Below are 13,993 nucleotides of genomic sequence, written 5' to 3' on the forward strand. Positions count from 1 at the left end.
ATGTGGTGCCGGCCGCCCTCAGCGATCCGCTGGCAATGGGCTCTCGCAGGACATTGGCGACCTGTCCGCCACAGCATGCGGTTTCTCGATCAGGCCTTCCGTGAATCCGCGCAATCGAAGCTCCTGTATCGGTGAGCCTCGGCCTAATGGAAAACCATCGAGGATATAAGTATCCCGTGTGCGAGAACGGTTTGATCTCGAGCAGAAGAGTGGGCCCCGCCCGGCATGGTCCCGGGCAGGAAATCATATTAGTCAATCGACCTTCACGGCGACCACAGCGGCGCAGTCGCCAGCCTTGACCAAGCCTGGAAAATGCCGCGCCGCCAGCATCCCCGACATTTTGGCCCGGATTTCCCGCGGCGCAACGCCGGTGCGGCCGGTGGAATGGATGCGGGCCAGCACCGCGCCTTCTTCGACAGGTTCGCCGAGATCGACCATGGTTTCGATCATGCCGTCGTCCTCGGCGAAGGAGAAGCAATCGCCCGACGGCATGTCGAGCCACTGTGTTCTGCCCGTCTCGACCGCACCATCGACAATGCCGGCATGACGCAGGACATTGAGGATGCCGCGCCGTGCGATCCGCACGGTTTGCGCCCGCGAGGTGCCGCCGCCGCCCAGTTCCGTGCTGACGAAGACCTTGCCCATTTCCTCGGCCGCCGTGTCGTACATGCCGACCGAGTCGATCTCGATCATGCGCATCGAGAATGGTGCCGAGAATGCCGCCACCGCATCGAAGGCTTTCTGTTCCAGCGCCTTGTCGGGCAAGGTGTGTGCGGCGCAGAACGGCACGAAGTCGAGCGTCCTGCCACCGGAATGGAAGTCGAAGACGATGTCGGCGCGGGGGAGCAGTTCGCGCTGGAAATAATCGGCGATCTTCTGCGTCACCGTGCCGTCGGGCCGACCGGGAAAGCTGCGGTTCATGTTGCCCTTGTCGATCGGCGAGGTGCGCGTGCCGGCTCGAAAAGCGGGATAGTTCATCGCCGGCACGATGATCACGGTGCCGCTGACCTGGCTGGGATCGAGCGTGCGGGCGAGCTCGTATAGCGCCAGCGGCCCTTCATACTCGTCGCCATGATTGCCGCCGGTCAGCAGCGCCGCCGGCCCTGTGCCGTTGCGGATGACACAGATCGGGATCATCACCGAGCCCCAGGCCGAATCGTCACGGCTGTAGGGCAAGCGCAGGAAACCATGCTGGACGCCGTCACGATCGAAATCGACGGTCGGCGCGACCGGCGACGGGCGAAGACTTGACATCGGGCTCAATCCTTCACCACCAGCTTGCGCGGCACATTGGCCAGGCACTCCACACCGGTTTCGGTGATCAGGATGGATTCAGTGATCTCCAGCCCCATCGTCTCCAGCCACAGGCCGGTCATGAAATGGAAGGTCATGCCGGGCTTGAGTTCGGTGCGATCGCCGGGGCGCAGGCTCATCGTGCGCTCGCCCCAGTCCGGCGGATAGGAAAGCCCGATCGAATAGCCGGTGCGGTTGTCCTTGACGATCCCGTATTTCTTCAACACGGCGAAGAAGGCATTGGCGATGTCCTCGCAGGCATTACCCGGCTTTGCGGCGGAAAGGCCGGCTTCCATGCCTTCCAGCGTTGCGTTCTCGGCATCGAGGAATTCCTGCGTCGGCTTGCCGAGGAAGACGGTGCGCGACAATGGGCAATGGTACCTGTTGTAGCAGCCGGCGATCTCGAAGAAAGTGCCCTCGCCCGACTTCATCGGTTTATCGTCCCAGGTCAGGTGCGGCGCGGAGGCGTCGGCGCCCGAGGGCAGCAGGGGCACGATCGCGGGGTAGTCACCGCCAATGCCGTCGACGCCGCGCGTACCGGCATCGTAGATCTCGGCGACGAGATCGTTCTTGCGCATGCCGACTTCGATCTTGTCGACGATGCGCTGGTGCATCGCCTCGACGATGCGAGCGGCCTTGCGCATNTAGTCGATCTCGGTTGGGCTCTTCACCGCGCGCTGCCAGTTGACCAGCGCGGTGGCATCGACGAAGCGGGCGTTGGGCAGATGCTTCTGCAGCGAGGCGAAGGCGGCGGCGGAGAACCAGTAATTGTCCATCTCGACACCGACGGTGAGCTTGCCCCAGCCGCGATCGGTCAGCACACTCGACAGGAAATCCATCGGGTGGCGCTCGGTCGACTGCACATAGTGGTCGGCATAGCCGACGATGTTGCCATCGGCGAGGTAGGCGGTGCGCTTGGCGCCGTTGGCGTCCTGTCCACGGCCATACCAGACCGGCTCGCCCGATGGCGGCACGATGACGGCCTGGTGGACGTAGAAGGACCAGCCGTCATAGCCGGTCAGCCAGGCCATGTTGGAGGGATCGCTGACGATCAAAAGATCGACGCCTTTTGCCTCCATGGCTTTCCGCGTCTTGGCGAGGCGTTCCGCATATTCGCTTCGCGAGAATTTCAGGTTCGGCTGCATTTTGTTGGTCCTCGTTTGTTGGGGCTGGAGCCCGTTTCAACTCCGTTGAATCTGGCTCCAGGGAATTTGTTGATTGAGCATGATCTGCGGGCAAAACCGGTTGCCATTTTCCGGATCATGCTCCCGCGGCCGGCGTCAGCTTTCAAAGATCGTTCCGGCTTTCGCGGCCAGTGCACGCTCGCGGGCGAGCGTGGCGATCGCTGTATCCTGCACGCCCGTGCCGGTCAGATCGGCGATGGTAATGTCGCCGGCCGAGCGCCGGCCGTGCCTCGCGCCGGCGATGATCTGGCCGAGCTCGGTCACCTCCACGTCTCCAGCCATCACGCCCGCCGCGATGGCATGGTGCAATTCGCCCAGGCGCCGCGTCTGTCTCGCGCTATCGGCGACATAGAGATCGGCCATGCGTAGTATCGCCGGCGCTATCTCGTTCTTGTGCTCGGCGTCCGAACCCATGGCGGTGATGTGCTGGCCGGCCGAGACAAACCCTGCCTTGATCAGCGGTTCGGTCGACGGGGTGGTCGTGACGATGATGTCGGCACCGGCAACAGCGTCGGCTGCGTCAGTCTCGGCGCGTACGTCGATGCCAAGCCTTTCGCGTAAGGCGACCGCGGTCACTTCGGCCTTGGCGCCATCGCGCGCCCAGATGCGGGCCTGCGTGATCGGCCGCACCAGCATCAGCGCTTGCAGTTGCAGCCCGGCCTGGACGCCGGCGCCGAAGATCGAGGCGACCGACGAGTCCGGCCGCGACAGATGCTTGGCCGCGACGGCTCCCGCAGCAGCGGTGCGAACATCGGTGAGATAGCCGTTGTCGAGCATCAAGGCCTCGACCAACCCTGTCTTCGACGACAGCAGCACCATCATCCCGTTGACGCTGGGCAGGCCAAGTTTGGGATTGTCGAAGAAGCCGGGGCTGATCTTGATGGCGAAGCCATCGATACCAGGCACATAGGCGGTCTTGACATCAACCTCGCCGCGATGCTGCGGGATATCGAGCCGCAGGATCGGCGGCATCGCCACCGGCAGCGTGGCGAGCGCGCGAAAAGCGTTCTCGATGCAGGCGACGGCGTCGAGATCGAGCGTCACGATTGTGCGCAGTTGAGCTTCGGTGAGGATGGTCATCCTGCTCATGCGGCGCGCTCCGAAATCGCTGGCATTTCCCCGCAGACGATTTTCCTGTGCAGTTGCATGTCGATGTTGCGGCCGGAAAGCACAACCACTACCGGCCCCTCCGCCTTGACCTTGCCGGCGAGCAGCGCCGCGATGCCTACCGCACCGGCCCCCTCGACGATCTCGCGTTCCTGTTCATAGGCGTGCCGAATGCCGGCAGCGATTTCGTCCTCGCTGAGCAGGACGACATCGTCGAGCAGGTTACGGCACATGGCGAAAGTCAGCCGGTTGTCGAGGCCGATGCCGCCGCCGAGCGAATCCGCCAGCGTCGGCAGTTNGGCACATGGCGAAAGTCAGCCGGTTGTCGAGGCCGATGCCGCCGCCGAGCGAATCCGCCAGCGTCGGCAGTTCCTCGACCAGCACGGGGCGGCCCGCATCGAGGCTGGCCTTCATTGCCGCCCCGCGCGCCATCGACACGCCGACGAGTCTTGCTCCGGGACGGATGCCCTTGACGGCGGCCGCCACACCCGAGGCCAACCCACCTCCGGACAGTTGCACCAGCACCAGAGCGGCATCCGGGACCTGCTCCATCACCTCCAGCCCGAGCGTGCCTTGACCGGCAATGATGGCCGGATGATCGAAGGGTGGCAGCATGACAAGCCCCTCCTCCGTCACCAGCCGCTCGACCTCCTGCTGGGCATCGTCCTGGCTGTTGCCGACGATACGGATTTCCGCGCCGAGGCGACGGATTTCGTCCAGCTTATTCTTGGGTACCAGTCGAGACATGCAGATCACAGCACGCATGCCCTCGAGCTTTGCCGCATGCGCAAGCGCACGGCCATGATTGCCGGTCGATGCCGCGACGACGCCGCGCGCCTTCTCCTCGGCATCAAGCGAAGCGACGGCGTTGGAAGCGCCGCGCAGCTTGAAGCTGCCGGTGGTCTGGCGGTGCTCGAGCTTGAGCTGAACCGGAACGCCCAGCCCTTCGGAGAGACTTGCAGAAAGCACGATCGAGGTGCGCTCGATCTTGCCGGCAATTCGCTCGCGCGCGGCACGGATATCGCCAAGGGTCACGGTCGCCATGGTCGTCAACCGCGCGGCAAGGGCAGCGTCATCAGACGGCCGAATTCGGGATGGGCTGTCTCATCACCGGAAAGGCGCAGACAGTTCCAGGCGGTCGCCTGGTTGCTAGTTACCACCGGGCGGCCGATCGCCTGTTCCATGCCGGTGACCGCGAGCGCGCCGCGCAGCGCCGTGCACGACACGAACAGCGCGTCGGCTTGCGGATGCGTCGCCTGACGCGCGAGATCGACGAGGGCTGCCGGGGAAATGCGCGCCATCTCGCGGTCGTCCTCGAAGCCGAGACAGGTGAAGCTTAGGACTTCGAAGCCACGTTCGGCGAAATAGGTCGCCATCGGCCTGGAGGTTTCGACGGTATAGGGCGTGAGGATGCTGATCCGGCGCACGCCGAAGGCGTTCAGCCCGCGCATGCCAGCCATCGGAGGAGTGACAACGGGTATACCGGGTTTGGCGGCCTGGATCGCCGTCTCGATCTCGGCATCGCCAATCACCACCGAGGCCGACGTGCAGGAGTAGCAGATGGCGTCGAGCGGCTCGTCTGGCAGGATCAAGGCAGCGCCCGCCGTCAGCGCCGGCTGCATCTTGCGCAGGTTCTCAGGCGTCGTCGGGTTGGCGTAGGGAATGCGCGCGACATAGACGCCGATGCGTTCGCTCGCCACCATGCGGCGAAAATCCGGCTCGGTCGTGTGGTCGGTGGCCAGGATGATCAGCCCGACACGCCGCTCCAGCGGACGCTCATCGAGCGCTGGCCGGCCGGGCACAAGCTTGATCTCGGACAAGGGCTTCATCTTTTATCTTTCGATCTTGCCGTAGCGGCGTTCCAGCCAGCGCAGCAGCACGACCGAAATCAGGCTGATGGCGAGGAAGAAGGCGCCGACCAGCGTGATCGGCTCAAGGTAGCGATAGTAGGTGTTGGCGACGCTTTTCGCCTGGTTCATCAGTTCCAGCACTGTGATCGCCGAGAGCAGCGGCGTCTCCTTGAACATGGCGATGAAGTAGTTGGCCAGCGCCGGGATCATCGGCGGAATAGCCTGCGGGATGATGATGTGGGACCAGGTCTGCCGCGCGCTGAGGTTGCACGCCTTGGCGGCCTCCCACTGACCACGCGGCACATTGTCGATGCCGGCGCGGTAGACCTCCGCGGTGTAGGTGCCGTAGTGCAGGCCAAGTCCGATGACGCCAGCGACCAGGGGCGGCAATAGAATGCCGATGTCGGGCAAGACGTAGAAGATGAAATAGAGCTGCACCAGGAGCGGTGTGCCGCGGATGAATTCGGCCACCCAACCGACGGTGCGGGACAACGCCTTGTTGGGCGAGCGGCGCGCCAGCGCGATGCCCAGACCGACGATCGCGGCCAGCACCGAGCCGAGCAGCGTCGCCAGGATGGTGATCTTCACCCCCTGGATCAGCGTCGGCAGGATCTGCCGGACAAAGTCCCAGTCCCAATCCATCAGCGGACCCAATTCATCAGGAATGCTCTGGCCATCAGACNCCCCATGAGATGAGCAGCGCCAGGATGAAATAGAGGATGAGAATGGTGGTGAACGGCACCATGGTGTTGCCGGTTTGGGCACGCACCACCTGCGCCTGGAACGTCAGGTCGGCGAGCGAGATCAGCGAGACCACCGATGTCGCCTTGAGCAGCTCGATGGCATTGTTGCCGAAGGTCGGCAGCATCACCAGAAACGCCTGCGGCAGGATGACGTGGCGCATGCCTTGCCAACGGCCGAGATTGAGCGCGATGCAGGCCTCATGCTGTTCGCGGCCGATCGACTGCACGGCGCCGCGCACCACCTCGGCTGCATAGGCGCCCACATTCAAGCCCAGCGCCAACACGCCGGCCTGCAGTGGGGTCAGTTCGAAGCCCACCAGCGGCAACACGAAATAGGCGAAGAACAGCTGCACGAAGATCGAGGTGCCGCGGAAAAACTCGATATAGGCCGTGGCCAGGGCCCGTAGCACGAAGAAGCGCGACAGGCGCCCCATGCCGGCGAGAAAGGCCATGATCAGGGCGAGCACCGACCCCATCAGCGTCAGCTCGATGGTGACAAGCGCTCCCTGCAATATCAGGCCGAAATAGCCGGACCACTGGGTCATGGATTAGAAGTTTCCCTGCATTGATCGCCAGGCGGACGAGGGGCGGAGCCAATTCTCGGCGCAGCCCCTCCTAGTGCCATGACGACAGCCCTTCGCTGTCGCTTCGGGCGTTCGTTATTCGAAAAAGCCAAGCAATTGGCTTTTCGTCCGCTGAGCGGACCACGCCTCACCCTCGTGAACGGGGAGGAGGAAAAGAGAGCCCCTATTTCGCAGCGCAGAGCTTGTCGCGCGTGGTCGACATAGCCGCCGCCGCCGAGAAGCCGTAGGGCTCGATGATCTTTGCGAACTCACCCGACTTCTTCATCTTGGCGAGTTCGACGTCGAAGGCGTCACGCAACGTCTCGTCGCCCTTCTTGAAGGCGGCGCCGTCACAATAGACCGGCGCGCCCTGCACCGGGGCGATGACTTCGAGGTTCGGATCGGCGGCCTTCTTCATCAGGTCGTTGATCGAAAGCACAGGCAGCGAATAGGCGTCGATGCGGCCGTCCTGCACCATCTTCAGGCCGCTCTGGCCGTCCGGCACGACGATGACGCGTTCGCGTGGCACGCCGGCATTGAGCGCAAGCTTCTCCTCGGTGCCGCCGCCCGGCGCGCCGATGGTGGCGGACGTGTCCTTGGCGACATCCTCGTAGCTCTTGAAGCCTTTCGGATTGCCCTTCTTCACCAGCATCGCCTCGGCGTCGCATAGAACCGGCTCGGAATAGGCAACCGCAGCGCAACGCTCCGGCTTCATGAACAGGCCGGCGGTGACGACGTCGAAGCGGCCGGCCTGCAGGCCGGGAATCATGGCGCCATATTCCGAGATCGAGGCAGCGACATCGGCGACGCCCAGTCGCTTGAATATCTCGCGCGCGACGTCGGGCGCGGCACCCGAAACCTTGCCGTCGGCGGCGACAGCCGTATAGGGCGGCTCATTGGCGATCGCCAAGCGTGCGAAGCCTTGCGACTTCAGCTGTTCGAGCTTGCTGTCGTCGGCCGAACCCGGGATCGAGGCGGCCAGAACCGCCGAAAGCGCGAGACCGGCAACGCCGGCCAGAGTGCCAAGTTTCTTCATTGTTCCCAACTCCTTGTTCTTGTCTTGATTTGCGTGATCTTAGGACGGCTCAACCGCCCATGGGGACGGCATTGCCGCCTTTGGCATGCGGTCAGACACGGTGTCCGGCCGCGATGATCTTCTTCAGGAACCCTTGCGTGCGCTCCTGCTTGGGATTGCGGAAAATCTCGTCGGGTTTGCCTTCCTCGACTATTCTGCCGCGATCGAAGAACAGCACCCGGTCGGCGAAGTCGTGGGCGAAACCCATCTCATGGGTGACCAGCAGCATGGTCATGTCGGTCTCGGCGCAGAGCCGCCACAAAACGTTGAGCACCTCCTCGACCAGTTCCGGATCGAGCGCCGACGTCACCTCGTCGAACAGCATGATCTTCGGCTGCAAAGCGAGCGCACGGGCGATCGCCACGCGCTGCTTCTGACCGCCTGACAGTTGCGCCGGCATCGCCTTCGCCTTGTCGGCCATGCCGACCATCTCGAGCAGTTCCATCGCCCGCTTCTGCGCGGCGGCGCGCGGGGTGCCCTTGGTCAGCATCGGCGCCAGGGTCACATTGTCGATGACGCTCTTGTGCGGAAACAGGTTGAACAGCTGGAAGACCATGCCGGTCTTCTGGCGCATCCGCGCCAGATGGCGCTCGTCGGCCGGCAGCAGCTGACCGTTGCGCTCCATGTGGTAGAGTTGCTCGCCGTCGATCTGGATGTGACCGCCGTCGATGCGCTCCAGCGTCATCAGGATACGCAGGATCGTCGTCTTGCCCGAGCCGGAGGGGCCGATCAGCGCCAGCTTCTCACGCGGCATGACCTGCATCGACNGCGCTCCATGTGGTAGAGTTGCTCGCCGTCGATCTGGATGTGACCGCCGTCGATGCGCTCCAGCGTCATCAGGATGCGCAGGATCGTCGTCTTGCCCGAGCCGGAGGGGCCGATCAGCGCCAGCTTCTCACGCGGCATGACCTGCATCGACAGGCCGTCCAAAACCTTGAAGCTGCCAAAGCTCTTCGAGATGCTGTCGACTTTGATGATGGGCGCGGTTGCGGACAAATGAATTTCCCCGTGCTGGAGAAGCCTGGTGCCCCTAACGATGCGGAACGCGTCAAATCATGTCAATTGAGAAAATAATATCATGACAATTATTCTGATTGCGCACATTTCCGGTCAATCACAGCCCGCTTATTAGACATGCCTTTGTCTTAGGATGCCTTGGTGTAGTTGAGCGGCATGCTCAGATTGCAAGCAGCAGATGCTCCGGATCGCCAAGCAAGAGCTTTGTGACAACGCCGAGACCTGCGCGCAGTTCCCCCTCGGTGGTCGAACCCAGCGAGATGCGCACCGCCGGATGCCAGGGCGTGTCCGAAATACGGAAGGAGGTGGCCGGTGCAATGGCCACGCCCTGCAGCCGGGCCTGGGCGACAAAGCTTTCCTCGGAACGGTCGGCCGGCAGTTGCAGCCAGATATGCAACCCGTCGCGACGGGCACGGTAGTCGACGCCGGCCAGCACCTCGCCAGCGATGTCCTGCCGCCGCCGCAACGCCGCGCGCTGCCAGCGCACCAGCTCCATCGCGGTGCCGTCGGTCACCCATTTGGTGGCGATCTCGGCCACCAGCGGTGTCGCCATCCAGTTCGAGACGAGATGCCGGTTGGCGACGGCGGCAACGTAGCGATCGGGCGCGGCGAGATAGCCGATGCGCAGGCCGGGCACGGTGATCTTGGTGAAGGAGGTGACGTAAAGCGTCCGTTCCGGCGCGAAAGCGGCGACCGGCGGCGGCCGATCCTCGACCAACGGACCCAGCACGTCGTTCTCGATGATGGCGATGTCGTGCTTGCGCGCCACCGCCGCGATCTGCTCGCGGCGCGCCGCATCCATGAGCGTTGCCGTGGGATTGATTACCGAAGGCTGCACGAAGACGGCGCGGATGTCGGACAGCCGGCAGGCTTCGTCCAGAGCCTCCGGGATCAGGCCATTGCCGTCGATCGGCAGGCCTTGAAGGTTGAAACCGAGATAGCGCGCCAGCGGCACCAGCGTGTGATGGCCGATCGCCTCGGTGGCAACGGTGGAGCCGGGCGGCGCCACGCTCATCAGCGCCACCGTCATGCCGGCGGTGGCGCCATTGGTGAGGCTGATGTTCTGCGCGGAGGCGTCCAGCCCGCACAGCTTCAGCCATTCGACAGCCACGGCACGGTGGCGCGGGAACACCATGTTTGGCCGGAACGACAGTGCCGAACTCGACGGTAGGTTTTCGGCGAGCCAGCCCAGCGCCTGCTTCATCCGTTCCAGGTGCATCGGCTCGCAGACCGGCTTCAGGATCGACAGGTCGATGACTTCGCCCAGGCGCTCCGGCAGATAAGGCGGCTCCGGTTCGCGGCGCTGCGTCTGCACAAAGCTGCCGCGGCCGATCTCGCCCGAAATCAAGCCGCGCCGGATCAGTTCCTCATAGGCACGGCTTACCGTCTGCACTGAAAGCTTGAGGTCGTCGGCCAAGCGGCGATGGGTTGGCAGCCGCGCGCCGTTGGCGAGGCGGCCGTCGTGGATAGCGCGCGCGAACTGGTCGGCCAACGATTGATAGGCCGGCCGCCGGATGAGCGCGGGATCGGGTTGCCACAATGTCATGATTTATTAGAGATCGAAATCAGTGCAATTGACAATCGAAATAATGGGTAATCATGGTAGTCTGTACGAAAAAGTGGATACCGATGACTGCCGCGAAACTCGACGCGATCGACCTCAAAATCCTCGACGCGATTCAGCGTGATGGACGCATCACCAAGTTGGCGTTGGCCGAGCAGGTCGGGCTGTCGCCAACGCCGTGCTGGATGCGGCTGCGCAAGCTGGAAAAGGCCGGCATTGTCTCGGGCTATCATGCCCGGATCGCCATGCGCGTTGTGGCGCCAGTCGCCACCGTGCTGATGGAGGTGACGCTGGCCAGTCACCGCCAGGCCGATTTCGACCGCTTCGAGCGCGTCGTCCGCGATGTTCCCGAAATCGTCGCGTGCTGGTCGGTGGGCGGCGGCGTCGACTATGTGCTGAAGGTGATGGCGCGCGACATCGACGCCTATCAGCGGCTGGTCGACGGCTTGCTCGATCGCGAGATCGGCATCGACCGCTACTTCACCTACATCGTCATCAAGACGGTGAAGGATGATATCGCGCTGCCGATAGCGGACCTGCTGCCGGCGTCGACGTAGGCCGGAGAGATCGACTGCCCCCTCGTCGCAATAGAGAGACTCTCTCTACGGCCAAGCGTCCAAACAGCCTCTCTGTCTGCCGGTAATAGGTAGTCTCCCCGCATCAAACCGAACCGGGAGGCTTCGACCATGTCCGCGCATTTCGCCCGCTCGCATCGCCACGAAGCGCTCGACCGGCTGGCCGACCGCCGGCTGCTGCGCGAGCTTGCCTATGTCGACGGCCATTGGACGGCAAGCGAGGCAGCCGAGAGTTTCGAGGTCACCGATCCGGCGACCGGCACTACCGTGGCCTTCGTCGCAGCGCTCGATGCCGGCCAGACGGCAAAAGCCATCGACGCCGCGACGCGCGCCTTTCCGGGCTGGCGGGCGCTGCTGCCGCAGGAGCGCTCGAAAATCCTGCGAAAATGGTTCGAGCTGATCATCGCAGCGAAAAACGACCTCGCTCTGCTGATGACGCTCGAGCAGGGCAAGCCGCTCAAGGAGTCGCTCGGCGAAATCGACTATGCCGCCTCTTTCGTGGAGTGGTATGCCGAGGAAGCAAAACGCCTGAACGCTGAGAACGTCACCAGCCATCTGCCGAACGCGGAAATGATGGTGCGGCGCGAACCAATCGGCGTCGTCGGCGTGGTCACGCCGTGGAATTTTCCTTCGGCGATGCTGACCCGCAAGGCAGCCGCCGCGCTTGCCGCCGGCTGCACCATCGTTGCGCATCCGTCTTCTGAGACGCCACTTTCGGCGCTGGCGCTGGCCGAACTCGGCGAACGCGCCGGACTGCCGGCAGGCGTTTTCAACATCGTCACCGGCAAGGCCGCGACGATCGTTGGACGCATTTGCGAAGATGCGCGCGTGCGCGCCCTGAGTTTTACCGGCTCCACCGAGATCGGCCGGCTGATCGCCGCCCAAAGTGCGCCGACGATGAAGCGGCTGGTGATGGAGCTTGGTGGTCACGCGCCGCTGATCGTCTTTGCCGATGCAGATCTCGACAAAGCGGTGACCATCGCGATCGACGCCAAATTCGCCACATCAGGCCAGGACTGCCTTGCGGCCAACCGCATTTATGTCCAGCGTCCGCTCTATGACCGCTTCTGCGCCGCTTTCGCCAAGCGCATCGAGGCGCTGCGGGCCGGCAATGGCCTCGATGACGTCGACATCGGGCCGCTGATGCATGAGCGCGCCGTCAAGAAGGTCGAGGAACAGGTCGCCGACGCCGTGGCCCTCGGCGCGCGTTGCCTCGCCGGCGGCAAGCGCCATCAGGCCGGACCGCTCTTCTACCAGCCGACGCTGCTGGCCGATGTCGCCGAGGACGCGCTGATCATGCGCGAAGAGACCTTTGGTCCGGTCGCCGCCGTCACGCCTTTCGACAGCGAGGACGAAGTCATCGCACGCGCCAATGCGACCGAATATGGCCTGGTCGCCTATCTGGTGACCGAGAACGGCGCGCGCCAGCAGCGCATGGGCCGAGCGCTCGACTACGGGATGGTCGCCATCAACCGTGTGAAGATCACCGGCGCGCCGATCCCGTTCGGTGGCGTCAAGCAGTCCGGCATCGGCCGCGAAGGTTCGCGCCACGGGCTGGAAGCTTTCACCGACCTCAAATACCTCTGCCTCGACGTGGCGTAGGCTCGCACCCGGATCTCTTTCAAGGAGTTAAAAAATGCTCGACCAATCCAACGAACTCGCCGCATGGGATCGCGACCATTTCTTTCATCCCTCAACGCATATGGGCACCCACGCACGCGGAGAATCGCCGACGCGGATCATGGCCGGCGGTGAAGGCGTCACCGTCTGGGACAACAATGGCAGGAAGAGCATCGATGCGTTCGCCGGCCTCTATTGCGTCAATGTCGGCTATGGCCGCCAGAAGATATCAGATGCCATCGCGACCCAGGCGAAGAACCTCGCCTATTACCACGCCTATGTCGGGCACGGCACCGAGGCCTCGATCACGCTCGCCAAGATGATCATCGACCGCGCGCCGAAGGGCATGTCGAGGGTCTATTTCGGCCTCTCCGGTTCGGATGCCAACGAAACCAACATCAAGCTGATCTGGTACTATAACAATGTGCTGGGGCGGCCGGAGAAGAAGAAGATCATCTCGCGCTGGCGCGGCTATCACGGCTCGGGTGTGATGACGGGCTCGCTGACCGGGCTGGACCTGTTTCACAATGCCTTCGACCTGCCGCGCGCACCGATCCTGCACACCGAGGCGCCCTACTATTTCCGCCGCGCCGACCGCTCGATGAGCGAGGAGCAGTTCTCGCGGCATTGCGCCGACAAGCTCGAGGAGATGATCCTCGCCGAAGGACCTGAAACCGTGGCCGCCTTCATCGGCGAGCCGATTCTCGGCACCGGCGGCATCGTGCCGCCCCCCGCAGGCTACTGGGAAAAGATCCAGGCGGTGCTGAAGAAGTACGACGTGCTCCTGGTCGCCGACGAGGTGGTGACCGGCTTCGGCCGACTGGGCACCATGTTCGGCTCCGACCATTATGGCATCAAGCCCGACCTGATCACCATCGCCAAGGGCCTGACCTCGGCCTATGCGCCGCTGTCGGGCGTCATCGTCGCCGACAAGATGTGGCAGGTGCTGGTGCAAGGCTCCGACAAGCTCGGCTCGCTCGGCCATGGCTGGACCTATTCGGCGCATCCGATCTGCGTTGCCGCCGGCGTCGCCAATCTTGAACTGATCGATGAGATGGACCTGGTGCGGAATGCCGGCGAGACCGGCGCTTATTTCCGTGCCGAACTGGCCAAGGCCGTTGGAGGTCACAAACATGTCGGCGAGGTGCGTGGCGACGGCATGCTGGCGGCGGTGGAATTCGTCAAAGACCGCGACGACCGCGTCTTCTTCGATGCTTCGCTGAAGATCGGACCGCAAATTGCCACGGCCCTTGCCGCGAGCGGCGTCATCGGCCGCGCCATGCCGCAGGGCGACATCCTCGGCTTTGCGCCGCCGCTGTGCCTGACCCGCGACGAAGCCGACATCGTGGTGGCCAAGACCGCCGATGCCGTGAACAGCGTATTTGCCAATCTCTGAGACCGA

12 protein-coding genes and 2 pseudogenes are annotated in these 13,993 nt (G+C 63.7%); 3 read left to right on the forward strand and 11 right to left on the reverse strand.

The genetic code is table 11. From position 1 onward, the window contains the following. Window positions 1-252: 252 nt before the first annotated feature. The 11 genes and pseudogenes from doeB to X742_RS160705 form a co-directional block, all read right to left on the reverse strand. A complete protein-coding gene (gene doeB / locus X742_RS160740; protein WP_023771203.1) occupies window positions 253-1,254 on the reverse strand; it encodes a N(2)-acetyl-L-2,4-diaminobutanoate deacetylase DoeB in 1,002 nt (333 codons plus the stop codon). Window positions 1,255-1,259: 5 nt separating this feature from the next. Beyond that, the gene (gene doeA, locus X742_RS160735) at window positions 1,260-2,438 is read right to left on the reverse strand and encodes an ectoine hydrolase DoeA (RefSeq protein WP_023771204.1); all 1,179 of its coding nucleotides are present in this window, start codon (window positions 2,436-2,438) and stop codon (window positions 1,260-1,262) included. 135 nt (window positions 2,439-2,573) lie between these two features. After that, window positions 2,574-3,566, reverse strand: coding sequence for an ectoine utilization protein EutC (gene eutC, locus X742_RS160730; protein WP_023771205.1), 993 nt, complete (start codon window positions 3,564-3,566; stop codon window positions 2,574-2,576). Beyond that, window positions 3,563-4,628 (reverse strand): annotated as a pseudogene (gene eutB / locus X742_RS01000000169865) (hydroxyectoine utilization dehydratase EutB). The gene eutC and the pseudogene eutB overlap by 4 nt, the downstream one beginning before the upstream one ends. A gap of 5 nt (window positions 4,629-4,633) precedes the next feature. Next, window positions 4,634-5,413 carry an ectoine utilization protein EutA gene (eutA, locus tag X742_RS160725; RefSeq protein WP_023771206.1) on the reverse strand — a complete coding sequence of 260 codons (780 nt, stop codon included), beginning with the start codon at window positions 5,411-5,413 and terminating at the stop codon, window positions 4,634-4,636. 3 nt (window positions 5,414-5,416) lie between these two features. After that, on the reverse strand, window positions 5,417-6,076 hold the full coding sequence (gene ehuD / locus X742_RS160720; RefSeq protein WP_015319077.1) for an ectoine/hydroxyectoine ABC transporter permease subunit EhuD: 660 nt from the start codon (window positions 6,074-6,076) through the stop codon (window positions 5,417-5,419). Between the two features lie 34 nt (window positions 6,077-6,110). Next, window positions 6,111-6,722, reverse strand: coding sequence for an ectoine/hydroxyectoine ABC transporter permease subunit EhuC (ehuC, locus tag X742_RS160715; protein ID WP_023771207.1), 612 nt, complete (start codon window positions 6,720-6,722; stop codon window positions 6,111-6,113). 202 nt (window positions 6,723-6,924) lie between these two features. Beyond that, a complete protein-coding gene (gene ehuB, locus X742_RS160710) occupies window positions 6,925-7,776 on the reverse strand; it encodes an ectoine/hydroxyectoine ABC transporter substrate-binding protein EhuB (RefSeq protein WP_023771208.1) in 852 nt (283 codons plus the stop codon). A gap of 91 nt (window positions 7,777-7,867) precedes the next feature. After that, window positions 7,868-8,578, reverse strand: a complete 711-nt coding sequence (gene ehuA, locus X742_RS0136380; protein ID WP_031247757.1) for an ectoine/hydroxyectoine ABC transporter ATP-binding protein EhuA — start codon at window positions 8,576-8,578, stop codon at window positions 7,868-7,870. An 11-nt stretch (window positions 8,579-8,589) separates the two neighbouring features. Beyond that, window positions 8,590-8,811, reverse strand: a pseudogene (locus X742_RS0136385) (ATP-binding cassette domain-containing protein); the annotation flags it as partial. A 181-nt stretch (window positions 8,812-8,992) separates the two neighbouring features. Next, entirely contained in the window at window positions 8,993-10,378 is a 1,386-nt protein-coding gene (locus X742_RS160705) for a PLP-dependent aminotransferase family protein (RefSeq protein WP_023771209.1), read from the reverse strand. Window positions 10,379-10,461: 83 nt separating this feature from the next. Here X742_RS160705 and X742_RS160700 point away from each other — a divergent pair, with 83 nt between their 5' ends. The 3 genes from X742_RS160700 to X742_RS160690 all read left to right on the forward strand — a co-directional run bounded on the left by X742_RS160700 (window position 10,462) and on the right by X742_RS160690 (window position 13,987). Next, window positions 10,462-10,953 carry an Lrp/AsnC family transcriptional regulator gene (locus tag X742_RS160700; protein WP_023771210.1) on the forward strand — a complete coding sequence of 164 codons (492 nt, stop codon included), beginning with the start codon at window positions 10,462-10,464 and terminating at the stop codon, window positions 10,951-10,953. Between the two features lie 129 nt (window positions 10,954-11,082). Beyond that, window positions 11,083-12,573: an NAD-dependent succinate-semialdehyde dehydrogenase gene (locus tag X742_RS160695; RefSeq protein WP_023771211.1), complete on the forward strand. Its 1,491-nt coding sequence runs from the start codon at window positions 11,083-11,085 to the stop codon at window positions 12,571-12,573. Window positions 12,574-12,607: 34 nt separating this feature from the next. Beyond that, window positions 12,608-13,987 carry an aspartate aminotransferase family protein gene (locus tag X742_RS160690; protein ID WP_023771212.1) on the forward strand — a complete coding sequence of 460 codons (1,380 nt, stop codon included), beginning with the start codon at window positions 12,608-12,610 and terminating at the stop codon, window positions 13,985-13,987. Window positions 13,988-13,993 lie beyond the last annotated feature (6 nt).

Source organism: Mesorhizobium sp. LNHC229A00, assembly GCF_000502415.1.
In the GTDB taxonomy this organism is placed as follows: Bacteria; Pseudomonadota; Alphaproteobacteria; order Rhizobiales; family Rhizobiaceae; genus Mesorhizobium.